The organism is Streptomyces sp. LaPpAH-108, assembly GCF_000373625.1.
Classification (GTDB): domain Bacteria; phylum Actinomycetota; class Actinomycetes; order Streptomycetales; family Streptomycetaceae; genus Streptomyces.
In genome coordinates, this window is record NZ_KB891987.1 from 1,144,956 (window position 1) to 1,169,630 (window position 24,675).

Annotated in this window: 20 protein-coding genes; 14 read left to right on the forward strand and 6 right to left on the reverse strand. The window is 72.7% G+C overall.

The annotated features are described in order from the left end of the window. Positions 1-19: 19 nt before the first annotated feature. On the forward strand, positions 20-985 hold the full coding sequence (locus tag B079_RS0105240; protein ID WP_026248377.1) for a thiamine-phosphate kinase: 966 nt from the start codon (positions 20-22) through the stop codon (positions 983-985). An 11-nt stretch (positions 986-996) separates the two neighbouring features. Beyond that, entirely contained in the window at positions 997-1,782 is a 786-nt protein-coding gene (gene thiD, locus B079_RS0105245; RefSeq protein WP_026248378.1) for a bifunctional hydroxymethylpyrimidine kinase/phosphomethylpyrimidine kinase, read from the forward strand. Positions 1,783-1,918: 136 nt separating this feature from the next. Here the strand turns inward: thiD and rpmB are convergent, their stop codons facing one another. After that, a complete protein-coding gene (gene rpmB / locus B079_RS33640; protein WP_004924906.1) occupies positions 1,919-2,104 on the reverse strand; it encodes a 50S ribosomal protein L28 in 186 nt (61 codons plus the stop codon). 261 nt (positions 2,105-2,365) lie between these two features. Here rpmB and B079_RS0105255 point away from each other — a divergent pair, with 261 nt between their 5' ends. Further along, the gene (locus B079_RS0105255) at positions 2,366-4,093 is read left to right on the forward strand and encodes a DAK2 domain-containing protein (RefSeq protein ID WP_018544729.1); all 1,728 of its coding nucleotides are present in this window, start codon (positions 2,366-2,368) and stop codon (positions 4,091-4,093) included. A 28-nt stretch (positions 4,094-4,121) separates the two neighbouring features. Here B079_RS0105255 and B079_RS0105260 read toward each other — a convergent pair whose 3' ends face one another. Continuing rightward, positions 4,122-7,049 carry a hypothetical protein gene (locus tag B079_RS0105260; RefSeq protein ID WP_051095001.1) on the reverse strand — a complete coding sequence of 976 codons (2,928 nt, stop codon included), beginning with the start codon at positions 7,047-7,049 and terminating at the stop codon, positions 4,122-4,124. A gap of 38 nt (positions 7,050-7,087) precedes the next feature. Continuing rightward, complete coding sequence (locus B079_RS0105265) at positions 7,088-8,917, reverse strand: HSP90 family protein (RefSeq protein ID WP_018544731.1); 1,830 nt, start codon at positions 8,915-8,917, stop codon at positions 7,088-7,090. 247 nt (positions 8,918-9,164) lie between these two features. Between B079_RS0105265 and B079_RS0105270 the strand changes: the two genes are divergently transcribed. From B079_RS0105270 to mutM, 8 genes are all read left to right on the forward strand, one after another. Then, positions 9,165-12,377, forward strand: a complete 3,213-nt coding sequence (locus B079_RS0105270) for a helicase-related protein (protein WP_026248379.1) — start codon at positions 9,165-9,167, stop codon at positions 12,375-12,377. Between the two features lie 129 nt (positions 12,378-12,506). After that, on the forward strand, positions 12,507-13,094 hold the full coding sequence (gene rsmD, locus B079_RS0105275) for a 16S rRNA (guanine(966)-N(2))-methyltransferase RsmD (protein WP_018544733.1): 588 nt from the start codon (positions 12,507-12,509) through the stop codon (positions 13,092-13,094). Between the two features lie 26 nt (positions 13,095-13,120). Further along, a complete protein-coding gene (gene coaD / locus B079_RS0105280) occupies positions 13,121-13,600 on the forward strand; it encodes a pantetheine-phosphate adenylyltransferase (protein ID WP_018544734.1) in 480 nt (159 codons plus the stop codon). A gap of 153 nt (positions 13,601-13,753) precedes the next feature. Further along, entirely contained in the window at positions 13,754-14,893 is a 1,140-nt protein-coding gene (locus B079_RS0105285; RefSeq protein WP_018544735.1) for an ATP synthase F0 subunit B, read from the forward strand. A gap of 143 nt (positions 14,894-15,036) precedes the next feature. After that, positions 15,037-15,681: a YceD family protein gene (locus B079_RS0105290; RefSeq protein ID WP_018544736.1), complete on the forward strand. Its 645-nt coding sequence runs from the start codon at positions 15,037-15,039 to the stop codon at positions 15,679-15,681. 2 nt (positions 15,682-15,683) lie between these two features. Next, on the forward strand, positions 15,684-15,857 hold the full coding sequence (rpmF, locus tag B079_RS0105295; RefSeq protein WP_003951102.1) for a 50S ribosomal protein L32: 174 nt from the start codon (positions 15,684-15,686) through the stop codon (positions 15,855-15,857). A 7-nt stretch (positions 15,858-15,864) separates the two neighbouring features. Continuing rightward, on the forward strand, positions 15,865-16,749 hold the full coding sequence (rnc, locus tag B079_RS0105300; protein ID WP_234016740.1) for a ribonuclease III: 885 nt from the start codon (positions 15,865-15,867) through the stop codon (positions 16,747-16,749). Positions 16,750-16,842: 93 nt separating this feature from the next. Beyond that, positions 16,843-17,703 carry a bifunctional DNA-formamidopyrimidine glycosylase/DNA-(apurinic or apyrimidinic site) lyase gene (gene mutM / locus B079_RS0105305; protein ID WP_018544738.1) on the forward strand — a complete coding sequence of 287 codons (861 nt, stop codon included), beginning with the start codon at positions 16,843-16,845 and terminating at the stop codon, positions 17,701-17,703. Here the strand turns inward: mutM and B079_RS0105310 are convergent. From B079_RS0105310 to B079_RS0105320, 3 genes are all read right to left on the reverse strand, one after another. Continuing rightward, on the reverse strand, positions 17,676-18,089 hold the full coding sequence (locus B079_RS0105310; protein WP_037801275.1) for a winged helix-turn-helix transcriptional regulator: 414 nt from the start codon (positions 18,087-18,089) through the stop codon (positions 17,676-17,678). The genes mutM and B079_RS0105310 overlap by 28 nt on opposite strands. Positions 18,090-18,175: 86 nt before the next feature. Beyond that, on the reverse strand, positions 18,176-18,460 hold the full coding sequence (locus B079_RS0105315) for a hypothetical protein (protein ID WP_234016741.1): 285 nt from the start codon (positions 18,458-18,460) through the stop codon (positions 18,176-18,178). A gap of 65 nt (positions 18,461-18,525) precedes the next feature. Beyond that, positions 18,526-19,554, reverse strand: coding sequence for a CAP domain-containing protein (locus B079_RS0105320; protein WP_018544741.1), 1,029 nt, complete (start codon positions 19,552-19,554; stop codon positions 18,526-18,528). 205 nt (positions 19,555-19,759) lie between these two features. On the opposite strand from B079_RS0105320, the gene B079_RS0105325 reads away from it, so the two are divergent. The 3 genes from B079_RS0105325 to B079_RS0105335 all read left to right on the forward strand — a co-directional run bounded on the left by B079_RS0105325 (position 19,760) and on the right by B079_RS0105335 (position 24,586). Continuing rightward, the gene (locus B079_RS0105325; protein WP_026248381.1) at positions 19,760-20,041 is read left to right on the forward strand and encodes an acylphosphatase; all 282 of its coding nucleotides are present in this window, start codon (positions 19,760-19,762) and stop codon (positions 20,039-20,041) included. A gap of 377 nt (positions 20,042-20,418) precedes the next feature. After that, the gene (locus tag B079_RS0105330; protein ID WP_018544743.1) at positions 20,419-20,622 is read left to right on the forward strand and encodes a hypothetical protein; all 204 of its coding nucleotides are present in this window, start codon (positions 20,419-20,421) and stop codon (positions 20,620-20,622) included. Positions 20,623-20,872: 250 nt separating this feature from the next. Then, positions 20,873-24,586: an AAA family ATPase gene (locus tag B079_RS0105335; protein WP_018544744.1), complete on the forward strand. Its 3,714-nt coding sequence runs from the start codon at positions 20,873-20,875 to the stop codon at positions 24,584-24,586. Positions 24,587-24,675: the final 89 nt, after the last annotated feature.

Genomic DNA, 24,675 nt, shown 5'->3' on the forward strand with positions numbered 1-24,675 from the left:
AGAGAAGGGGCTTGACGCCATGAAGGGCACAGTGGGTGAGCTGGGTGAGTTCGGGCTCATCCGGGAGCTGACCTCCCGCCTGACCACCACCCCGGCGGTCCGGGTCGGCCCCGGGGACGACGCCGCGGTGGTCGCCGCTCCGGACCGCCGGGTGGTGGCGAGCACCGACATCCTGCTGGAGGGCCGGCACTTCCGCCGCGACTGGTCCACGGCCTACGACGTGGGCCGCAAGGCCGCCGCGCAGAACCTGGCCGACATCGCCGCGATGGGCGCCGTGCCGACCGCGCTGCTGCTCGGCCTGGTCGTCCCGGCCGAGCTGCCGGTCACCTGGCCCAGTGAGCTGATGGACGGCCTGCGCGACGAGTGCCGGGTCGCCGGGGCCTCCGTGGTCGGCGGGGACGTCGTACGCGGGGACACGATCATGGTGTCGATCACCGCGCTCGGCGATCTGCGCAACCAGGAGCCGGTCACCCGCGGGGGCGCGCAGCCCGGCGACCTGGTGGCCGTCACCGGCTGGCTCGGCTGGTCCGCCGCCGGGTTCGCGGTGCTCTCCCGGGGCTTCCGTTCGCCGCGCGCCTTCGTGGAGGCCCACCGCCGCCCCGAGCCGCCGTACCACGCGGGTCCGGCCGCCGCCGCGCTCGGCGCCACCGCGATGTGCGACGTGAGCGACGGGCTGATCGCGGACCTCGGGCACATCGCCGAGGCCAGCAAGGTGCGCATCGACATCCGCTCCGGCGCGATCGACATCCCCACCCAGATGAACGACATCGGGCAGGCCGTGGGCGTGGACCCGCTCCAGTGGGTGCTCACCGGGGGAGAGGACCACGCGATCGTGGCCACCTTCCCGCCGGACGCCAAGCTGCCCGCCCGCTGGAAGATCATCGGCGAGGTCCTCAACCCCTCGGCGCTGCCCCAGGTGACCGTGGACGGGGCGCCCTGGACGAACAAGGGCGGCTGGGACCACTTCGGGGACGTGGAGGCGTGAGCGAGTCCCGGGTGCCGCCGCGTGTCCTGACCGTCGCGGGCTCGGACTCCGGCGGAGGCGCCGGTGTCCAGGCCGACCTCAAGACGATGCTGGCGCTCGGCGTGCACGGCATGAGCGTGATCACCGCCGTGACGGCCCAGAACTCGCTCGGCGTGCAGGGCGCCTGGGAACTGCCGGTGGAGGCGGTGCGGGCGCAGTACCGCAGCGTGGTCGACGACATCGGCGTGCAGGCCGTGAAGACCGGGATGCTGGCCTCGGCGGAACTGGTCGAGGCGGTCGCGGAGTTGATCTCCACCACGGACGCGCCCGCCGTGGTGGACCCGGTGGGCGTCTCCAAGCACGGCGACCCGCTGCTGGCCGCCTCCGCGCTGGACTCCGTGCGCACCCGGTTGCTGCCGGTGGCCACCGTGGCCACCCCGAACCTGGACGAAGTGGCGCAACTCACAGGAATCCGGGCCGAGTCGGAGGGGGATCTGCGCCGCGCGGCCGACGCGATGCTGGAGTTCGGGCCGCGCTGGGTGCTGATCAAGGGCGGTCATCTGGCCGGGGACGCCGTGGACCTGCTCACGGACGGCTCCGCGGAGCACTGGCTGCGTGCCCCGCGCCACGACAACCGGCACACCCACGGCACGGGCTGCACGCTCGCCTCGGCGCTCGCCTCCGGGCTGGCCAAGGGGCTCTCCGTGCCGGAGGCGGCCACGGAGGCCAAGGCGTACGTCACCGGGGCGATCGAGGCCGGGTTCGCGCTGGGCGCGGGGATCGGGCCGGTCGACCACGGGTGGCGCTTCCGGGACTGAGAGCAGCCCGGGGCCGCCGGGCTCCGGGCCTTGAAAGATGTCAAAAGGGCCGTACGGGCAACGCGAAGAGCCGGCCCACCCGAAGGTGGACCGGCTCGACGCAGCAACCGACTATGGCCGCGCGCTTAGCTGTGCGTCAGCGCGAGACCTTGCCGGCCTTGATGCACGAGGTGCAAGCGTTCACGCGCTTCGGCGTCCCGCCGACCACGGTACGGACGCGCTGGATGTTCGGGTTCCAGCGACGAGGCGTACGGCGGTGCGAGTGCGAGATGTTGTTGCCGAAGCCCGGCCCCTTGCCGCAGACGTCGCAGTTGGCAGCCACGGGTCACTCCAAAGACTTCAGATGCACTTACGGTTGATCCCGGCAGGCCGGGATCGAGACCCGGAGGTCCGAGATCTTGAGTGGCGTTGCCAGGGGGAATGGCCCGACCGGGGTCGGGCAACCGAAGCAGCATACAACGGCTGCTTCCGTACAACGAAACTACCACGGTCACGGGGGAGGCCCGCTCCCGGTCCCTGCTCCGGCGGACCCGGCCGCGGGGTCTACGCTGCGACCCACGGCCGGCCAGTCAGGGAGGCGCAGGTGGCGCAGGTGCCGCTGACATTCCTCGATGCTCTCGCGGTGCGCACCTGGTGCGGTGGGGCGCTGCGGGCGCTCGGACGCGCACGCGAGGAGATCGACGCGATCAACGTCTATCCCGTCGCCGACGGGGACACCGGCACCAACCTCTACCTGACCATGGAGTCGGCCGCCGCCGCCGTGGAGGCGGTCTTCGCCGGGTACGAGACCGGCACCGGGCGGCCCTCGCTCGCGGACGCCGTGCGCGCGATGGCCCATGGGGCGCTCATCGGGGCGCGCGGCAACTCCGGGACGATCCTGGCGCAGCTGCTGCGCGGGATGTCCCAGGTGCTCGCGGAGAGTGACGGCGACGGCACGCACGTCGACGGGGCCCGGCTGCGACTGGCGCTGCGGCACGCCGCCGACTCCGCCCGCGCGGCGGTGGCCCACCCGGTCGAGGGCACGGTGCTGACGGTCGCCTCCGCGGCGGCCGACGCCGCCGACGTGGCCGGGACGGCCGACGAGGACTGCGGGGCCGTCGCCCGGGCCGCCCACGAGGGCGCGCGGACCGCGCTGGCCGAGACCCCGCGCCAGCTGGCCGTGCTGGGCCGGGCCGGGGTCGTGGACGCGGGCGGCCGGGGCCTGGTCGCGGTGCTGGGGGCGCTGGTGGAGGCGCTGACCGGCGAGACGGTCGAGGAGGGCGCCTTCGCTCCCGCCGCCGTCGCTCCCGCCGTCCCGGTCGGGCCGTCTCCCGCCGGGCCGTCTTCGGTCGGGGCGTCCCCGGTCGGGGCGTCCCCCGTCGAGACGTGCCCCGAGAGCGCGGAGCCCGGTGGCCCCGCCTACGAGGTCATCTACCTGCTGGAGGCCGGGGACGCGGCCGTGGCCCGGCTGCGTGAGCGCCTGGACGCGCTCGGGGACTCCCTCGTGGTGGTCGGCGGCGACGGGCTGTGGAACGTCCATGTGCACGTCGACGACGCCGGAGCCGCCGTGGAGGCGGGCGTGGAGGCCGGGCGGCCGTACCGGATCCGGATCACGCACTTCGCGGCCGGGGACGTCCACACCGGCGGTGAGCGGCCCGCGCGCGAGCGCGTCCAGCGGGCCGTCGTCGCCGTCGTACCGGGGGAGGGCCTGGCCGGGCTGTACGCCGAGGCCGGGGCCACCACCGTCCTCGCCCGGCCCGGGGAGCCGCCCGCGAGCGGGGAGCTGACCGAGGCGCTGCGGCGCGCGCACGCCCGCGAGGTGGTGCTGCTGCCCAACGACGCCGAGCTGCGCCACACCGCCGCAGCCGCCGCCGAGGAGGCCCGCGCCGAGGGCATCCGGGTGGCCCTCATCCCGACCCGCTCGGCGGTGCAGGGCATCGCCGCGCTCGCCGTGCACGAACCCGGCCGCCGCTTCGACGAGGACGTGGTCCAGATGACCTCGGCGGCGGGCGCCACCCGGCACGCGGAGCTCGTCGTCGCCGAGCGCCAGTCCTGGACCACGGCCGGGATCTGCCAGGCCGGGGACGTCCTCGGCCTGATCGACGGCGACGTGGCGGTGATCGGCCCCGGCCTCACGGCCACCGCCGAGACCGTCCTGGACCGGATGCTCCAGGCGGGCGGCGAGCTGGTCACCCTGGTGGTGGGCGACGAGACCCCCGAGGAGGTCGCCGACCGCCTGGAGTCCCGGGTGCGCGAGTCCTACCTGGCCGTGGACACGGTGGTGTACCGGGGCGGCAGGCAGGGGTCGCTGCTGCTGATCGGGGTCGAGTAGCGCCCTGGCCCCGGCGGGGAGCGGGGCCTCAGGCGTCCGGGGGCGGCTCGGCCAGGTGGTCGAGCAGGTGCGCGGCCTCCGTACGGCGGGCACGGGCCACCTCGTCCGTGTCGTCGGCGTCGGCGTAGAGCGCCAGGACGGTACGGGCGCGGGCCAGTGCGTCCTCCTGGCGGCCGAGGTCGAACTCCAGGCGCCCTGCGGCCAGTTCGGCGCTCGTGCGACTGTGGAGGCCGTCGGTGCCGAGGGCCGCGAAGACCGTCGCCGCCTGTTCCAGCTGCTCCAGCACCCCACCCAACGCGGCCCGGACCGCGCCCTCTTCGGCCGCCTCGGTGGCCAGCCGGAACAGCAGATCGCCGAACTGGCGGTGGGTGTGGCCCAGTTCGGCGGTGAGTTCCGTGTGCTCCACCGGGTCGGCCGCGTTCTCCCGTGCCTCCTCGCAGGCGCGCACCGCCTCCGTCATCAGCCGCCGCGCGTCCTCGGCCCCGCCCTCCTCGCCCGCCGCCAGCCACGCGCGGGCGCGCAGCGAGCGGACGAGGAAGCGGGTGTTGCCCAACTGCCGCCACAGCTCGGCTGCTTGGACATAGGCGCGGTCGGCCTCGACGGTCAGACCGGCGTGGCCCAGGGACTCGCCCGCGAGGTGCGCCAGCGTGGCGTGGTCCTGCTGCTCGGGCCAGTGCCGGGCGATCTCGGCCGCGAGCAGCCGCTGTTCGGCCGCGTCCCGGTGCTCGCCCAGCTCGCTCAGACAGTCCCCGAGCCACCAGCGGGTCTGCACCACCGTGCCGTCCCCGTGCCGCTCCACCGACAGCTCGGCGAGCGCCGACTCCAGCACCTCCGCCGCCTCCGCGCAGCGGCCCTGGCGCAGCAGGGCGCCGCCCAGCAGATGCCGGGCCCAGGCGCCCAGCGTGCCGCTCTCGCCCGCCTCGTCCGCCCAGTGCGCGGCGTCCAGCGCGTGCCCGGCCGCCTCCTCGGCCGCGCCCCGGCCGCCGGTCACCTCGGCCAGCTGGAGGTGCAGCTGCGCCCGCGCGACCGGTTCGAGGTACGGCCCGCCGTGCGCCAGGGCGTCCCGCAGCGCCTCCTCGGTCTCGTCCGTCCGCCCGAGCCGGTGCGCCAGCGCCGCGACCCGTACGTCGTACTCCGGCGTGAACCAGGGCAGCCCGGCGGCCGTGAACTCCTCGGTGGCCTGCCGGAACAGCGTCACCGCCTGCTCCAAGTCGCCGCTGAGCTCGGCCAGTTCGGCCAGCATCGCGTGCGCCTCGGCGGCCCGCGCGGCCATCCGCACATCGTCCCCGGTGTGCCCGTCGACCAGCGCCAGGATCTCCCGCACGAGCCGTACGACGGCCTCCGCCGCCTCCGGATCGGGATCCGCCGCCCGCTCGTCCTCGGGCGCGTCCCCGAGGACGGCCGCGCCGCCGTGCACCGCGCGCATCAGCACCCGGGCCCGGCTCATCAGCACCGAGGCCGTCTGCCGTACCCCGGTGGCGTCCTCGGCGTACAGCGCGAGCGCCCGGTCGTACAGCTCCTCGGTCGCCGCCAGGGCCGCATCGACCTCGCCGGTGAGGGCGCGGATGTAGGCCGCCCGGCCCCGGGCGGCCAGCGCCTCGCCGGGGTCGCCCGCCTCCAGGTACAGCTCCGCGGCCCGCTCGAAGAGCGCGCTGCCCTCCGGGCCCCGGTCCATCGCCTCGTGGTCCGCGATCTCCGCCCGGTCGCGGGCGTCCAGCTCCACACCCTCGGCGGCCCGCGCCACCGCCGCCCACGCCTCGGTCGCGTGCGGGCGCAGCCCGTCCGACAGCCGCCGCGCCTCCGCGAGCAGCGCGGGCAGCCCCGCCGGGTCCGGTACGGCGGGAGCCTCGGGCGGCGCGGCCACCGGCGCCGGAGCGGCCCGTACCGTCCGCACGCCCAGCGGCAGCCGCTCCACCAGCGGCTCCTGCGCCATGCGCGTACGGGCCTGGTCGCCCACGTGCGCGGTGCCGTTGCGGGCGTCGAAGCGCCCGGCCAGCTCCAGCGCCTCGGCCCGCGCCCAGCCTGCCAGCTCCCGCGCGGTCCAGGTCCGCCCGGCGGGCCCCGGCACCTGCCGCTCACCGAGACCCAGCCCGGTCAGCCGGTCCATCAGCAGCGTCACCACCGCCAGGAAGTCCAGACGGCTGCGCGGATGCCCGCTGTCCGTGAAGTACGCGGGCCGCTGCGCGAGCAGCTCCAGACCGCGCGCCTCGTTGCCGGTCAGCGCGCAGAACTCCACATGGTCCGCGTAGGCGTCCCGCATGCTCTCCATCGGCCGCACCAGCCGGAAACCCCGCAGATGATGGGCGCGCGCCTCGTCCAGGCGGCCCAGCCGCACCAGCGGCAGCAGCGAGGACCCCAGCACCTGGTGCGGCTCGTGCGCACAGCTGAACTCACCCTCGAGCACCGGGCGCCACAGCTCCAACGCCTCCGCGTCCCGGCCCAGTTCGGCCTGCCACACCCCCTGCCCATGCAGCTCGCAGGCGTGGCAGTCCGCCATCGAGTCCCGGTCGGCCGCCAGCCACGCCGCGTACGCCCGCTCCGCCCGCGCCCGGTCACCGACATGCGCGGCGATGCTGAACTCCGCGCTGCGCACCGCCCGTTCGGAGTGACCGGCGATCCGGTACCGGTCCTCCATCTCGCCCAGCCACGTCTCCACCGACGCCAGCGGGATGTGCGGCTGGCCCAGCATCCCCGCCGACATCCACTTGAACACCCAGTGCAGCGAGTGCGCCTCGTACGCGTCGAAGTCCTCCGGGCGTTCGTCCCACATCCGCAGCAGCCGCGCGAAGGGCACGAACATGCGGTCCTTCTCGGAGCTGTAGTTGTAGACGTTCAACTGGTGGCCCAGCGCCTCGATCACCGCCAGCGGAATGCCCAACTTCTCGGCCTCCACGAGCAGTTCCTCCGCGCGGGCGTTGCGCGCCGGGCCCTCCGGCCGCTCGGCGTTCTCCGCCATGGCCCGGCGCAGCGCGTCGAAGTCCCCGATCACGTCCGTCACTTGCCGTCCTCCCCGTGCGTCGCCCACTCCAGCAGCCCGATGAACGCCCGGTTCAGCAGCGCCGTGTCGGCGGCCCTGAGCGGGCGCCGCGCCATCAGCAGCGCCTGCCCGTACAGCGACTCCGTCGCCGTGCCGATCAGCTCGGCGTCCTTCAGCGAACCGATGCGCCGGATCAGCGGGTTGAGATGGTTCAGCACCAGCCGGGCCCGCGGCGCGCTGCCGCGCAGCGAGCCCAGGATGCCCGCCCACAGCTCGTCCGCCCGCTCCTCCGCCTCCGCCCGCGCCTGCTCGTGCCGCGCCGCCCGGTCGTCCAGATGCAGCGCGGGCACCGACAGCGGATGGAACGCCCGCAGCACCACGTCACAGCCCAGCGGGTCCAGCTTCGCCCGCGCCGCCGCCAGGAAGGCGGACAGCGCCAGCTCCTCCGCCGGATCCACCGTGTCCAGATGCGCGGTCACCGTGTCCGGGTCCAGCTCCGCGACCACCGTCCCCGGCCGCACCGACGGCAGCGCCTCCACCAGCTCGCTGTCGTAGGTGTAACCGCCGTTGATCACCCCGATCCCCTGCGCGGAGGCGATCGCCGCGACCTGCCGGTACTCCTCCACCGTCCGCGTGAAGTGCACCACCGGGTGCCGCTGCGCGAACTCCTCGAGCGACAGCCGCCCGTCCGTCGTCTCGAACGGCAGCCAGGGCAGCATGATCCGCAGCATCTCGGCGTCGTGCCGCGCCAGCGACTTCACGCCCAGGTGATGCACCGCGAGGAACGCGCTCAGCCGCTCCGGATCGCCCGCCGCGAGCCCCGTCAGCCAGCCCCGGATGCGCTCACCCAGCGCCTCCCGCACCGCCGCAAGCGTCTCGTCCTCGTACAGCGCCTCGCGCGAGGCCGTCGGCCGCAGACTGTCCGTGTCCAGCACACAGCGCACGAAGAACGCCCAGTCGGGCAGCAGCTGTTCGGCCCGCTCGGTCAGCAGCATCCCCTTGAGGTGCACCCGGTGCGTGGCCCGCTGCGCCGGACTCACCGCCGAGGGCAGCACGTACGCCACCCCGCGCACCCCGGCCAGCGGCACGTCCAGCGTGATCGAGTCCAGCGGGGTGAAACCGAACAGCTCGTGGCAGTGCCGGGCAAGGCCCGCCCGCCGCTCGGCCGGGCTCGGCCAGACGCGGTCCCAGGGTGCGGGCAGCTCCGTGACCGGCTCCTCGCCGACCCGCACGTCGTACGGCAGCAGCGCACCGAAGTCCCGGGCCAGCGCCCGCACCCGCTCCGGCGACAGCCACTCGGCCGCGCCCGCCCGCGCCACCAGGTGCACGGTGGTGCCCGGCTCGGTCCGCGCCGAATCGGGCAGCGTGCGCACGGTGTACGAGCCGTCGTCACGCGCCGTCCACTCCACCGGCGGTGCCTGCGGATCGAGGGCGCTGCGGCTGACCACGCGGACCCGCTCGGCCACCACGAAACAGGCCAGCAACCCGATGCCGAACTGCCCGAGGAACCCGGACCGGGCCTCCTGCAGCCCCTCGGCCCGCTTGGAACTGCGCCCGATCGTCGCGAGCAGGCTGTGCACGTCCGGCTCGGTGAGCCCGACGCCGCTGTCCTCGATGCGCAGCCCGCCCTCGCCGTCGGCGTACAGCCTGACGGTCGCCGGGGCGCCGGGGTCCTGCTCCCGGCGGGCGGTGACGGCGTCCACGGCGTTCTGCAGCAGCTCGCGCAGATAGACCCTGGGACTGGAGTAGAGGTGATGGGAGAGCAGGTCCACCAGACCACGCAGGTCGACCTGGAACGTATGGGGCGACTGGGAAGCCTGGGATGACTGTGAGGTCTGGGAGTCCATCGTCACGGCGCCGGTTGGGGGGAACGGAGTCCGGCGCGGGGTCGGGCGGTCCGGGTGGGGCGGTGACCGCGGGGGATGGCTGGGGCGCGCCATCCTAGGCCCGAGCCGATGACCTGACCAGGGGATTCCCCGATGTCCCTGACCAGCGGGCCGACCGCCGTATACGGCCGCGGGCGGCAGGGGACCGTTCGCGCTCCGGTACGGGGGCGGGGCGGCGGGTGGGGCATTGTCGGTGGCGTGGTGTGCAATGGATCGCGTGCCCGCACTGCGAGAACCACTGAAGAAAGTGCTCGGCCCCGCCACCGCGAAGGTGATGGCCGAGCACCTCGGCCTGCACTCCGTCGGCGATCTGCTGCACCACTACCCGCGCAGATACGAGGAGCGCGGCCAGCTCACCCACCTCGCCGACCTCCCCATGGACGAGCACGTCACGGTGGTCGCCCAGGTCGCCGACGCCCGGCTGCACACCTTCGCCTCCGCCCGCGCCCCACGCGGCAAGGGACAGCGCCTGGAGGTCACCATCACGGACGGCATGGGGCGCCTCCAGCTGGTCTTCTTCGGCAACGGCGTGCACAAACCGCACAAGGACCTGCTACCCGGCACCCGCGCGATGTTCTCCGGCAAGGTCTCCGTCTTCAACCGCCGCCTCCAACTCGCCCACCCCGCCTACGAACTCCTGGACAAGGACGACGACAGCGAGGACGCGGCCGAGAACTGGGCCGGCGCCCTGATCCCGCTCTACCCGGCCACCGCCAAACTGGAGTCCTGGAAGATCGGCAAGGCCGTCCAGACGGTCCTGCCCAGCGCGGCCGAAGCCCTGGACCCCCTCCCGCCCGCCCTGCGCGAGGGCCGCGGCCTGGTCACCCTCCCCGAAGCCCTCCTCAAGATCCACCGCCCCCGGACCAAGGCCGACGTGGCCGACGCCCGCGCCCGCCTGAAATGGGACGAGGCATTCGTCCTCCAAGTAGCCCTCGCCCGCCGCCGCCACGCCGACACCCAACTCCCCGCCGTCCCCCGCGAACCCCGGCCCGACGGCCTGCTGACCGCCTTCGACGCCCGCCTCCCCTTCACCCTCACCGAAGGCCAGCAACGCGTCTCCGCCGAAATCTTCACCGACCTGGCAACGGCCCACCCGATGCACCGGCTCCTGCAGGGGGAGGTCGGATCGGGCAAGGCGCAGCCCCTGGACTCGCTGGTGCTTACACCGAGCGGCTTCCGGCGCATGGGCGACATGCGCGTGGGGGACGAGATCGTCGTCCCCTCCGGAGAGATCGCGGTGGTGGACGGCGTCTTCCCGCAGGGCCGGCGTGAGGTGTGGCGCATCGAGCTCTCGGACGGAAGCTCCGTCGAATGCGACGACGAGCATCTGTGGATCGTCGGCACCAGTTGTGGCTGGCACCGGGGACAGTCGCCCAAGGTGCTCACCACGCGGGAGATCCGGGGCGATCTCCACAAGGCCAACGGCTCGTCGAAGTGGTACATCCCGGCCGCGACGCCCGTCGATCTCGGTGGCGACGCAGGGCTGCCACTCGACCCCTACCTGTTCGGGCTGCTGCTGGGGGACGGCTCGTTCCGGCACAATCTGCGGCTGTCCACCATGGACGCCGAGATCCGCGAAGCGGCGGCCCTGGCTGTCGCCCCGGAGTGCCGTCTCGTACCGGTGTCGGGCTCTCGGTGCGACTACACCGTTCAGCTCGCCCAACGCACGGGAGGCAAGCGGAACCCGATCATCCAGACCCTGCGTGACCTGGGCCTCTGGGGTGCCACATCCCACGGGAAGTTCGTCCCCGCCGAGTTCAAGAACACGTCGGTCAAGAACCGTCTGGCGCTGCTCCAGGGGCTCCTGGACACCGACGGGACCGTTCAGCAGGACGGACTGAGCATCTCCCTGTGCTCGGCGTCGTGCAGGCTGGCGGACGACGTGGCGTGGCTCGTCAGGTCGCTCGGCGGCCGAGCCCGGGTGCTGCCGAAGAAGGCATCCTTCAACGTCTCCGTGGCGCTGCCGGACGCGTACGCCCCGTTCCGCCTCACCCGGAAGGCGGAGCGGGTGCGGCCCCGCCCGAAGTACAACACCTTCCGGCGGGGCATCCGAGCGGTCTCCTACGTGGGGCGCAAGGAAGTTCAGTGCATCAGTGTCGCCCACCCCAGCCATGCCTACGTGACCGACAACTTCACTGTCACCCACAACACTATGGTCGCCCTGCGCGCCATGCTCGCCACCGTCGACGCGGGCGGCCAGGCGGCCATGCTCGCGCCCACCGAAGTGCTCGCTCAGCAGCATCACCGGTCGGTCACGGAGATGATGGGGGAGCTGGCCGAGGGCGGGATGCTGGGCGGGGCCGAGCACGCCACCAAGGTGGTGCTGCTGACCGGGTCGATGGGGGCTGCCGCCCGCCGCAAGGCGCTGCTCGACATCGTCACCGGGGAGGCGGGCATCGTCATCGGCACGCACGCGCTGATCGAGGACGTGGTGCAGTTCCACGACCTCGGCCTGGTGGTCGTGGACGAGCAGCACCGGTTCGGCGTCGAACAGCGCGACGCCCTGCGCGGCAAGGGCAAACAGCCCCCGCATCTCCTCGTCATGACGGCCACCCCGATTCCGCGCACCGTCGCGATGACCGTCTTCGGCGACTTGGAGACCTCCGTCCTGGACCAGCTCCCGGCCGGGCGCTCCCCGATCGCCACCCATGTCGTCCCGGCCGCCGACAAGCCCCACTTCCTCGCCCGCGCCTGGGAACGCGTCCGCGAGGAGGTGGCGGGCGGCCATCAGGCGTACGTCGTCTGCCCCCGCATCGGCGACGAACAGGACACCGCCGCCGAGAAGAAGGCCACCGAGGGCGACAAGCGCCCCCCGCTCGCCGTCCTCGACATCGCGGACCAGCTCGCCAAGGGCCCCCTCCAGGGCCTGAGCGTCGAGGTCCTGCACGGCAGGATGCACCCCGACGACAAGGACGCGGTGATGCGCCGCTTCGCGGCAGGGGAGACGGACGTCCTGGTCGCCACCACGGTCATCGAGGTCGGTGTCAACGTCCCCAACGCCACCGCCATGGTCATCATGGACGCCGACCGCTTCGGCGTCTCCCAGCTCCACCAGCTCCGCGGTCGCGTGGGCCGGGGCTCGGCCCCCGGCCTCTGCCTCCTGGTCTCCGAGATGCCCGAGGCCAGCCCCGCCCGCCGCCGCCTCGCCGCCGTCGCCTCCACCCTCGACGGCTTCGAACTCTCCCGCCTCGACCTGGAGGAACGCCGCGAGGGCGACGTCCTCGGCCAGGCCCAGTCCGGCGCCCGAACGAGCCTGAGAGTCCTGGAAGTGATCGAGGACGAGGAGATCATCGCGGAGGCGAGAAAGGAAGCCACGGCAGTGGTCGAGTCCGACCCCGACCTGGAGAACTACCCAGCCCTACGCACAGCCCTGAACGCCCTCCTGGACGAGGAGAGAGAGCAGTACCTGGAAAAGGGCTGAAGTTTATTCACCTGAGGGGCGCGGGGAACTGCGCGAGCAACCACGAAGGACCCGCACTCGCCAACGAAGCACACGCACCCCCCACCACCTGCGAAAATAAAGCGACCCCAAAAAAGAAGGACCGCTCACATGACCCGCGTGATCGCCGGCACCGCAGGCGGACGGCGCCTCTCGGTGCCGCCCGGCACAGGAACCCGCCCCACCTCGGACCGCGCACGCGAAGCCCTCTTCTCCACCTGGCAGTCCCTCCTCACCACCCCCCTGGACGGCACCCGGGTCCTGGACCTCTACGCCGGTTCAGGAGCCGTAGGGCTGGAGGCCCTCTCCCGGGGCGCGAGCCACACCCTCCTGGTCGAAGCAGACGCCCGCGCGGCGAAAACCGTCCGGGAGAACGTCAAGAACATCGGCCTCCCCGGCGCCGAGGTCAGAACGGGCAAAGCGGAGCAAGTCATCCGCACCGCACCCCCCGCCGAACCGTACGACCTGGTCTTCCTCGACCCCCCGTACGCCGTCTCCGACGACGATCTCCGCGAGATCCTCCTCACACTCCGCGCCGGGGGCTGGCTGACCGAGGAAGCCCTGGTCACCGTGGAGCGCAGCACCAGAGGCGGTGAATTCCGGTGGCCGGAGGGCTTCGAGCCGATCCGGTCCCGGCGTTACGGCGAGGGAACGTTTTGGTACGGTCGCGCCGCCTCTACGTGCGAAGACGCACGATGACCGGACCGGAGAGCGAGGGATCTCAAGTGCGCCGCGCCGTCTGTCCCGGGTCGTTCGACCCGATCACCAACGGACACCTGGACATCATCGCCCGGGCCTCCCGCCTCTACGACGAGGTCTACGTCGCGGTGATGGTCAACAAGTCCAAGCAGGGACTGTTCGACATCGACGAGCGGATGGCGCTGATCCGCGAGGTCACCGCCGAATACGCCAACGTACGGGTCGAGGCCCACCACGGCCTCCTCGTCGACTTCTGCAAAGAACGCGACATCCCCGCCATCGTCAAGGGACTTCGCGCCGTCAGCGACTTCGACTACGAACTCCAGATGGCCCAGATGAACAACGGCCTCACCGGCGTCGAAACGCTGTTCGTGCCCACCAACCCCACCTACAGCTTCCTCTCCTCCTCCCTGGTGAAGGAGGTCGCGGCCTGGGGCGGCGACGTCTCCCACCTGGTGCCCCCGGCCGTGCTCAGCGCGCTCCGCGACCGGCTGAAGCGGGACTGACCGCCCCGGCGCGCCCGCGTCCGCGCCCCACCGGCACGCCTCCGCGCCCCCTGGGGAAGGTGACAAGACGTCACCCCGTGTCGGACGGCCGCCCCAGGGCCGTACAGTCGTGCCGTCCGTCTCCAACACAGCTGTAGAGAGTGGCGAGCACAGGTGGACATCCAGAACAAGCTCGACGAGATCGTCTCCACGGTCTCCACCGCCCGGTCCATGCCGATGTCGGCCTCCTGCGTGGTCAACCGCGCCGAGCTGCTCGCGCTGCTCGAAGAGGTCCGCCAGGCGCTGCCCGGCTCCCTCGCGCAGGCGCAGGAGCTGATCGGGGACCGTGAGCAGCTGGTCGAGCAGGCCCGCCTGGAGGCCGACCGGATCATCGAGAGCGCGCACGCCGAGCGCGGTTCGCTGATCGCGGGCACCGAGGTCGCCCGCCAGTCGCAGGCCGAGGCCGACCGCATCCTGCACGAGGCCCGCACCGAGGCCGAGCAGGTCCGCGCGGACGCCGACGACTACGTGGACTCCAAGCTCGCGAACTTCGAGGTCGTCCTCACCAAGACCCTCGGCTCGGTCGGCCGCGGCCGGGAGAAGCTGCTCGGCACCGGACCCGGCCTGGACGAGAACGGCTACGAGGACGAGGACGCCCCCGAGCGCAGCCAGGACCCCGAGACCCTGCGCCACACCGCCGACTCCTACGTCGACGCCAAGCTCGGCGCCTTCGAGGCTGTCCTCGCCAAGACCCTGGACGCCGTCCACCGGGGCCGCCAGAAGCTGCACGGCCGGATCGCCACGGACGACCTCGGCGCCCTCGCGGACGACACCACGACCTTCCAGCACTCCAGCGACGCCGACTACCTCGCCGACCTCGCGGCCCTCGCCGACACCCCCGCCCCCCCGGCCCAGCGCACGCAGACGGCCCCCGTCGCCCAGGAACCGGCGTACGACCCGGCCGCCCAGGAACCGGCGTACGAGCCGCAGGAGGCGTACGGCTACCAGCAGCAGCCCGACGCCTACCCCGGCTACCCGCAGCAGCCCGGCTACGCCCCGCAGGAGGCGTACGGCTACCAGCAGGACCCGTACGCGCCCAACGGCTACGCCCCGCAGACCGACGGCGCCTTCCACGGCTACGACCCGCAGCAGGGGGCGTACGACCCGAACCAGGGGCAGGCCCAGCAGCACCAGCAGGCCCCGCAGCATCAGGGGCAGCCGCAGGACTACGCGCTCGACGAGGCCAGCCTCTTCGACACCAGCATGATCAGCGCGGAGCAGCTGCGGGCGTACGAGCAGGGCCGGGGAATGTAGGAGGCGCCGGGGCCGGGGGACCGGATTGGGCCCTGAGCGAAAGGTCCAGTATCCTGGCTCTTCGGTCGCGTGTATGTCTGCGATCACCGCTGCCCGGAACACCTGCGGGCGGCGTCCCCCGAGCTCGAAGACCGAAAGCGGCCATGGCCTCCAACGCACGCCTCGACCACCGCAACCCCCTCGTGATCGACACGCACGAGCTGGGCCGGCGTCCTGGTGCGATGCAGCGCCTGACCCGTGAGGTCGACGCCCCCCGGGACCTCGGTATCGAGGGTGTCATCGGAGTGCCGGAAGGCGCGCCGATGGAGCTCGACCTCCGCCTGGAGTCGGTCATGGAAGGGGTGCTTGTCACAGGCACCGCCCGTGCATCGGCCAAGGGGGAGTGCGTAAGGTGTCTGGAGCCGGTCGGGCTGGAGCTCGAAGCGGACTTCCAGGAGATGTTCTCGTACCCTGACGCCGACGACCGTGGCCGCGTGATCGCGGAACCGGGCGACGACGCCGAGGACGACGAGGACAGGCTCTACATCGAGGACGGTCTGATCGACCTCGAACCCGTGCTGCGGGACGCGGTGGTGCTCGCACTGCCGATGCAGCCGGTGTGCCAGGACGACTGTGCGGGCCTGTGCTCCGAGTGCGGAGCGCGGCTCACGGACGACCCGGACCACCACCATGACGCCGTCGACATCCGTTGGGCGGCTTTGCAGGGACTCGCCGGTTCACTCGAAGACGGCGAGAAGGACGAGATGAGCGGCGCCGAAGCGGGCGTCGACGAGAAGCAGGAGAAGTAGCCGTGGCTGTTCCGAAGCGGAAGATGTCGCGCAGCAACACGCGCCACCGCCGGTCGCAGTGGAAGGCTGCGGTCCCCACCCTGGTTGCGTGCGAGCGCTGCCACGAGCCCAAGCAGCAGCACATCGCGTGCCCGTCTTGCGGCACCTACAACAAGCGCCAGGTCCTCGAGGTCTGAGCGGCTGGTGAGAGGCACTGTGTCCACTGCCAAGAAGGTGGAAGACGCCGAAGCAGGTACGTCCCGCCGACGCGGGAACGGCTCGGCGGACAACAAGGCCTCGTCCCACACGCTTCTGGAAGGGCGGCTCGGCTACCACGTCGAGTCCGCCCTTCTGGTGCGTGCGCTGACCCACCGCTCCTACGCCTACGAGAACGGCGGTCTGCCGACGAACGAGCGGCTGGAGTTCCTCGGGGACTCCGTGCTCGGCCTCGTCGTCACCGACACGCTGTACCGCATCCACCCCGACCTGCCTGAAGGCCAGCTGGCCAAGCTGCGGGCCGCGGTGGTCAACTCGCGTGCGCTTGCGGAGGTGGGCCGCGGTCTCGACCTGGGCTCCTTCATCCGGCTCGGCCGTGGTGAAGAGGGAACGGGCGGCCGGGACAAGGCATCCATTCTCGCCGACACCCTTGAAGCGGTGATCGGCGCGGTCTATCTCGATCAGGGCCTCGACGCGGCCTCCGAACTGGTGCATCGCCTGTTCGACCCGCTCATCGAGAAGTCCTCGAACCTCGGCGCCGGCCTGGACTGGAAGACCAGCCTCCAGGAGCTGACCGCGACCGAAGGACTCGGCGTGCCCGAGTACCTGGTCACGGAGACCGGCCCCGACCACGAGAAGACCTTCACTGCTGCTGCCCGCGTCGGGGGCGTCTCGTACGGCACCGGCACCGGCCGCAGCAAGAAGGAGGCGGAGCAGCAGGCCGCCGAGTCCGCCTGGCGGGCCATCAAGGCCGCCGCGGACGAACGCGCCAAGGCTGCCGCCGAGGCGAAGGCGGCCCCGGCCGCCGTGGACGGCACCCCGCCGCCCGCCGAGGCGACGGAGGACGACACCGCGTCGTCCGCCACCGCCTGACCGAGCGTTTCCCCGAGCGCCCGCACCCGTACGACGGGGGCGGGCGCTCGGTCCTTCCACCAGGTCACCAGGTTCTTTCCCAGGGGGTTGTCGATGCCCGAGCTGCCCGAGGTCGAGGTCGTCCGGCGGGGTCTTGAGCGGTGGGTGGCCGCGCGGACCGTCGCCGAGGCGGAGGTGCTGCATCCGCGTGCGGTGCGCCGCCATCTCGCGGGGGCCGACGACTTCGCGCACCGGCTCAAGGGGCACACCTTCGGGGTGCCGAGCAGGCGGGGCAAGTATCTGTGGCTGCCGCTCGCGGACACCGGGCAGTCGGTCCTGGCGCACCTCGGCATGAGCGGGCAGCTGCTGGTGCAGCCGCTCACCACGCCGGACGAGAAGCACCTGCGGGTCCGGGTCCGCTTCGCCGACGGGCTCGGCACCGAACTCCGCTTCGTCGACCAGCGCACCTTCGGCGGGCTCTCGCTGCACGACAACACCCCCGACGGGCTGCCGGACGTCATCGGGCACATCGCCCGCGACCCGCTCGACCCGCTCTTCGACGACGAGGCATTCCACCAGGCACTGCGCCGCAAGCGCACCACCATCAAGCGGGCCCTGCTCGACCAGTCCCTGATCAGCGGCGTCGGCAACATCTACGCCGACGAGGCGCTGTGGCGCTCCCGCCTCCACTACGAGCGTCCCACGGCGGGCTTCACCCGCCCGGTGACCACGGAACTCCTGGGTCACGTCCGGGACGTGATGAACGCGGCCCTCGCAGTCGGCGGCACCAGCTTCGACAGCCTCTACGTCAACGTCAACGGCGAGTCCGGCTACTTCGACCGCTCCCTGGACGCCTACGGCCGCGAGGGCCTGCCGTGCCGCCGCTGCGGTACGCCGATGCTGCGCCGCCCCTGGATGAACCGCTCCAGCTACTTCTGCCCGAAGTGTCAGCGGGCGCCGCGCGCCGCGTCGTAACGCTCGCGCGCGGCGAGCACGTCACCCATGGCGCCCTCCACACAGTGGATGAGCGCCAGCAGCCGCTCGGCCACCTGACGGCCGAGCGGGGTGAGCTCGTAGTCGACGCGGGGCGGATTCACCGGCTGCGCCTCTCTGTGCACCAGCCCGTCCCGCTCCAGCGCGTGCAGCGTCTGGGACAGCATCTTCTCGCTCACCCCGTCGACCCGCCGCCGCAACTCGTTGAACCGCAGCGACCCCTCGGCCAACGCCCCGAGCACCAGCGCCCCCCACCGCCCGGTCACATGCTCCAAGGTCCCCCGCGACGGACACGCCTTGGCGAACACATCGAACGCGTCCACCGCCTCCGGCTCCGCCTCCACCGACTCCCGGGTGATCCCACTCATACGCCCAGCGTAGGCGAGCGGAGCACTGACCACCAGGTAGCGCTGTGGGTGGGTTAGTGCCGCCTGTTCCTGGCGAGGAGGTGGGGTCAGAGACCGCGCAGCGCCTCGTACAGACCGGCGTGGGCCGACCAGCAGTCGACGCTGCCGTCCTCGTACAGACTGCCCATGTACCAGTCGTCGTCATCAACGGGCTTCACGAGGCACAGGCCGTGGAACCCGAGAACGATCTCCGGGCGCAGCACCTCCGGCAGCCCGCCCCCGCCCACCCACTTCACCGCCCGGTCCGGACCCAGCGCCAGAGCGCCCCGGTCCCCGGACACGTCACGGATCCGCTGGAGGGTCCATCCGGGCGGTAGCGGTGCGTCGGTCACCCGCCGATGCTCTCACCGCTCTCACCTGCCGGGCGACAGCGGTTCACGGCCCAGCGCGCGCGGGCTCAGTAACCGAAGTCCTGCGTCCACCAAGGGCCGCCCTCGCCGAAGTGGACGCCGACGCCGAGGGTTTTGAAGTCGCAGTTGAGGATGTTGGCGCGGTGGCCGGGGCTGTTCATCCAGGCTTCCATGACGGCGGCGGGGTCGGTCTGGCCGCGGGCTATGTTCTCGCCGCCGAGGCCGGATATGCCCGCCTTGGAGGCGCGGTCCCAGGGAGTGGCGCCGTCCGGGTCGGTGTGGTCGAAGAAGTCGCGGGAGGCCATGTCGCCACTGAATGCCTCGGCGAGCTTGGTGAGGGCGGAGTTCGCCGTCACCGGCGTGCAGCCGACCTTGGCGCGCTCCTCGTTGACGAGCGCGAGCACCTGGGCCTCGGCGTCGGCCTGGGCCGAGACGGACGCGGAGGCGGAGGCCGAGGGGTCCTTCGCCGCGGGCTTCGAGGAACTGTCCGACGGGGCCGAGGGCTTGGGCGCGGCCGGGGCGGGCTTGTCGGCGCTCTGCGACGGCGCCGAGGGCTTCGGCTTGGCCGGGGCGGGCGCCGGGGACGCCTCGGAGTCCGAGTCGGACGGGGTGGGCGCCGGTGCGGCCGGCCGCGTGGACTGGTCGCCCGTGGAGGCACCGCCCCCGGCCTGCGTGTCCGCGCTGCCCGCCGCGCCGCCCTGCTCGCTGGCCGCGTTGCCGGGCAGGTCGGCCGCCTGCACCTGCTCGCCCTCGCTGGCGGTCGTGCCGCCGCCGAGACGGTAGTTCTGGAGTCCGGGCACCACGCCCGCGCCCACCGCGGCGGTGCCGAAGGCGACCGCGGCGGAGACACCGAGCAGACCCGTACGCACCGGCGTCGCGGCCTTCTTGGCCCGGCGGCGCCCGCGCTGGGAGCCCCGGCCGTCCATCGGCTCGTCACCGGTCAGATAGACGGGCCCGCGCGGGCCGACCGAGTACGCCTCGGGGTTCAGATACGGCGCGGTCCCCCTGGGCTCGTGCCCACCCGCAGACGAGTGCGGCGCTTCGCTCCCCGCCCCGGCGCGTCGGTGGCGTCCCATCCCCTGCCCTCTTCCTCGTGCTCGCGGTCGGCCGGGCGCCGGAACGGGCCCGATGCCTCCCCCTGGCCAACCCGGCTCACTCGATCGAGTGAGTTTCATATGAGATTCATTGGGTCGGGACGGTACCGCATGGCGCGGGGGACGGGTGTGCCGCGAGCGACATTGGCGGTTGGGTTGCCCCCATGCGTCCGGTTAGGTTGCACCCATGAGCGAGGATGCGAGGCTGGTCGCCTGGGTACGGGGACACGTCCAAGGTGTGGGTTTCCGCTGGTTCACCCGGGCACGGGCCCTGGAGATCGGCGGACTGAGTGGCTTTGCTCTCAATCTCGCCGACGGCCGGGTCCAAGTGGTCGCCGAGGGCCCCCGTACCGGCTGCGAGGGGCTGCTCGACTGGCTCCAGGGCGATGACACGCCCGGGCGGGTGGACGGAGTCACCGAGATCTGGGACACACCGCGCGGCGGCTACGACGGCTTCGCCATCCGCTGACCGAGCCCCGCGGAACCCCTCCACCGGGGCCGCCGGTACGTGCCAGGGGCACCTGCCCGGGGGGAAACGGCCTGGTGGTTGCCAAGAAGGGCACGTCGTGAAAGGCTCCCGGTGTACAGCTGATCGACACACCTCCAGGGCCCCGCGAAGACGCAGCGCCGCCGGCCACCGGCCGCGCGCCCCGGGTTCGCCCGCCGATACGGGGTGTGATCGTGTTGACCGTCAAACTTTTTGGTGAGACGCTGAAAGCCCCGCGCACCTTAGCTGTTTGGCATGGCGACGCAGAGCAACACTCGAGTGTGCCAAGCACCGCGGGTGCGAATCCCTCACGACCCACACCGCATCGGTCGGTCACTCAGTGTGGAGGACCATCCATCATGGCAAAGGCGCTTCTCGGTTACGTCGGCGGCTCCGACCCTCGACTCCTCGCCGAGATGCGACGGCTTCAGCAGCGCGTCCAGGACCTGGAGTCCGAGCTCGTACGGATCCAGGCGGAGAACGACGCGCTGGCGGCTGCCGCCTCTCAGGACAGGATCATGGAGAGCATCGACGCACACCAGGCGGAGCCTGCGCTCACCTGATCGCTGCATCAGCTCCACGAAAGCACACGCAGCGGTCGGGCCGCCCGTTGACAACCGCTCAGGAAGGTTCGGGCACAGGCCAGGACCCGGCTGTCCGAGCCGCAAGGGACGCTTCGGCGTCCCTTCGTACTTTCCCCCGCATCCTTTCAACCGCTTCACCATCTGGTGTGCCCTTCTCGTTCATGGACGAAACCGTGGGGTTGCGAGTGTCCGTGGAGTGAGATAGCCGCTGCCGGTAAAGTCCGATTGCGTGCATCTCAAGGCATTGACCCTGCGCGGCTTCAAGTCGTTCGCCTCGGCGACCACGCTCCGGTTCGAACCGGGCATCACGTGTGTCGTCGGCCCGAACGGCTCCGGCAAGTCCAACGTCGTGGACGCGCTCAGCTGGGTCATGGGCGAGCAGGGCGCCAAGTCGCTGCGCGGCGGCAAGATGGAGGACGTCATCTTCGCCGGCACCACGGGCCGCCCGCCGCTGGGCCGCGCCGAGGTGTCCCTGACCATCGACAACACCGACGGCGCCCTGCCCATCGAGTACGCCGAGGTCACCCTCACCCGCATCATGTTCCGCAACGGCGGCAGCGAGTACCAGATCAACGGCGAGACCTGCCGCCTGCTCGACTTCCAGGAACTCCTCTCCGACTCCGGCATCGGCCGCGAGATGCACGTCATCGTCGGCCAGGGCCAGCTCGACTCCGTCCTGCACGCCGACCCCATGGGCCGCCGCGCCTTCATCGAGGAGGCCGCCGGAGTCCTCAAGCACCGCAAGCGCAAGGAGAAGGCGCTGCGCAAGCTGGAGTCGATGAAGGCCAACCTCGCCCGCGTGCAGGACCTCACCGACGAACTGCGCCGCCAGCTCAAGCCGCTCGGCCGCCAGGCCGCCGTCGCCCGCCGCGCCGCCGTCATCCAGGCCGACCTGCGCGATGCCCGCCTGCGCCTGCTCGCCGACGACCTCGTGACCCTGCGCGAAGCCCTCAGCGCCGAGATCGCCGACGAGGCCGCCCTCAAGGAACGCAGGGAGAGCGCGGCACGCGAACTGCGCGACGCCCTCCAGCGCGAGGCTCGCCTGGAGGACGAGGTACGCCGCCTCGCCCCGCGCCTGACCCGCGCCCAGCAGACCTGGTACGAACTCTCCCAGCTCGCCGAGCGCGTCCGCGGCACCGTCTCCCTCGCCGAGGCCCGCGTCACCAGCGCCACTTCCGCACCCCCGGAGGAGCGGCGCGGCCGTGACCCCGAGGACCTGGAGCGCGAGGCCGCCCGCGTCCGCGAACAGGAGGCCGAGCTGGAGGCCGCCCTCGACGCCGCCCGGCACGCCCTGGACGACACGGTCGCCCACCGTGCCGAGCTGGAGCGCGCGCTCACCGTCGAGGAACGCCGCCTCAAGGACGTCGCCCGCGCCATCGCCGACCGGCGCGAGGGCCTGGCCCGGCTCTCCGGCCAGGTGAGCGCCGCCCGCTCCCGCGCCGCCTCCGCCCAGGCCGAGATCGACCGCCTGGCCGCCGCCCGCGACGAGGCGGCCGAGCGCGCCGCCCACGCCCAGGAGGAGTACGAGACCCTGAAGGCCGAGGTGGACGGCCTCGACGCGGACGACGCCGACCTGGCCGTACGGCACGAGGAGGCCCGCCAGCGGCTCGCGGCGGCGGAGGACGCGCTGAGCACGGCCCGCGAGGCCGCCGCCGACGCCGAGCGTCGCCGCGCCGCGACCCGCGCCCGCCACGAGACGCTGGCGCTGGGCCTGCGCCGCAAGGACGGCACCGGCGCCCTCCTGTCGGCCCGCGACCGGCTCACCGGCGTCCTCGGCCCGGCCGCCGGACTCCTCACCATCGCCCCCGGCCACGAGACAGCCCTCGCCACCGCCTTCGGCACGGCCGCCGACGCCATCGCCGTGACCGGCCCCACGGCGGCGATCGAGGCGATCGAACTCCTCCGCAAACAGGAGGGCGGTCGCGCGGCACTGCTGCTGGCGGGGGCGCCGGAGGAGGCGCCCGCCATACGCGGCACAGTCGGCGCCGATGCGACGGGAGCGGGCGCCGCACCCGGCGCTCGCGCGAGCGCCACGGAAGCCGGGGCGGGGGAGACGACCGGCGGGCCCGCCATCGGCGGCGGTTCCGCCGCGGACGCCCGCCCGCAGGGCGTCCCCGGCTTCATCGCCGCCCAGCGCAGCGGCCCCCCCTTCGCCGCCGACCTCGTACGCGGCCCCGAGGAGCTGATGCCCGCCGTACGGCGGCTGCTGCGCGGGATCGTCGTCGTCGGGACGCTGGAGGAGGCGGAGAACGTGGTGCGGGCGCGGCCCGCGCTCACCGCTGTCACCGCCGAGGGCGATCTGCTCGGCGCTCACTTCGCGCAGGGCGGTTCGGCCGGGGCGCCCAGCCTGCTGGAAGTCCAGGCGTCCGTGGACGAGGCCGCCGCCGAGCTGGCCGAGCTGGCCGTGCGCTGCGAGGAGCTGGAGCGGGACCGGCAGGTGGCGGCCGAGGAGCGGACCGCCGGTGCCGCGCTCGTGGAGGAGCTGGGGGAGCGGCGCCGGGCCGCCGACCGGGAGAAGTCGGCCGTGGCCCAGCGGCTCGGCCGGCTCGCCGGGCAGGCGCGCGGTGCCGTGGGCGAGGCGGAACGCTCGGCAGCGGCGGCGGCCCGCGCGCAGGAGGCGCTGGAGCGGGCCGTACAGGAGGCGGAGGAACTGGCCGAGCGGCTTGCCGTGGCCGAGGAGATGCCGGTGGAGGAGGAGCCGGACACCTCCGTACGGGACCGGCTCTCGGCGGACGGCGCCAACGCGCGGCAGACCGAGATGGAGGCGCGGCTCCAGGTCCGTACGCACGAGGAGCGGGTCAAGGCGCTCGCCGGGCGGGCCGACTCGCTGGACGGGGCCGCCCGCGCGGAGCGCGAGGCACGCGCGCGGGCCGAGCAGCGCAGGGCCCGGCTGCGGCACGAGGCCGCCGTCGCCGGGGCGGTCGCCTCCGGCGCCCGGCAGCTGCTCGCCCACATCGAGGTCTCCCTCGCCCGCTCCGAGCGCGAGCGCTCCGCCGCCGAGACCGTGAAGGGGCTGCGGGAGCGGGAGTTGGCGGACGCGCGCACGGCGGGACGTGAACTCAAGGCCGAGCTGGACAAGTTGACGGACTCGGTGCACCGGGGCGAGGTGCTGGGGGCCGAGAAGCGGCTGCGCATCGAGCAGTTGGAGGCCAGGGCGCTGGAGGAGCTGGGCGTGGAGCCGGAGGGGCTGGTCGCGGAGTACGGCCCGCACCAGCCGGTGCCCCCGTCGCTCCCGGCCGAGGGGGAGACGCTGCCCGAGGACCCGGAGCACCCCCGCAACCGGCCACGCCCCTTCGACCGCGCCGAGCAGGAGAAGCGGCTGCGGGCCGCCGAGCGCGCCTACCAGCAGCTGGGCAAGGTGAATCCGCTCGCCCTGGAGGAGTTTGCCGCGCTGGAAGAGAGGCACCAGTTCCTCAGTGAGCAGCTGGAGGACCTGAAGAAGACCCGCGCGGACCTCCTGAAGGTGGTGAAGGAGGTGGACGAACGGGTGGAGCAGGTCTTCACGGAGGCGTTCCGGGACACCGCGCGCGAGTTCGAGGGCGTGTTCTCCCGGCTCTTCCCCGGGGGCGAGGGGCGGCTGATCCTGACCGACCCCGACGACATGCTGGCCACCGGTGTGGACGTGGAGGCCCGGCCGCCGGGCAAGAAGGTCAAGCGGCTGAGCCTGCTCTCCGGCGGGGAGCGCTCGCTGACGGCGGTCGCGCTGCTGGTGTCCATCTTCAAGGCCCGCCCGAGCCCCTTCTATGTGATGGACGAGGTGGAGGCGGCGCTCGACGACACCAACCTCCAGCGGCTCATCCGCATCATGCGGGAGCTGCAGGAGTCGTCCCAGCTCATCGTCATCACCCATCAGAAGCGCACGATGGAGATCGCGGACGCGCTCTACGGCGTCTCCATGCAGGGCGACGGTGTGTCCAAGGTCATCTCGCAGCGGCTGCGGTAGCTCCCACTTTCAAGATCAACAAATCTCTCGTTCACTTCTTGAACAACTGAAGGCTCGGCGTATCTCTTACGTCACAGTCATCTGGGTAT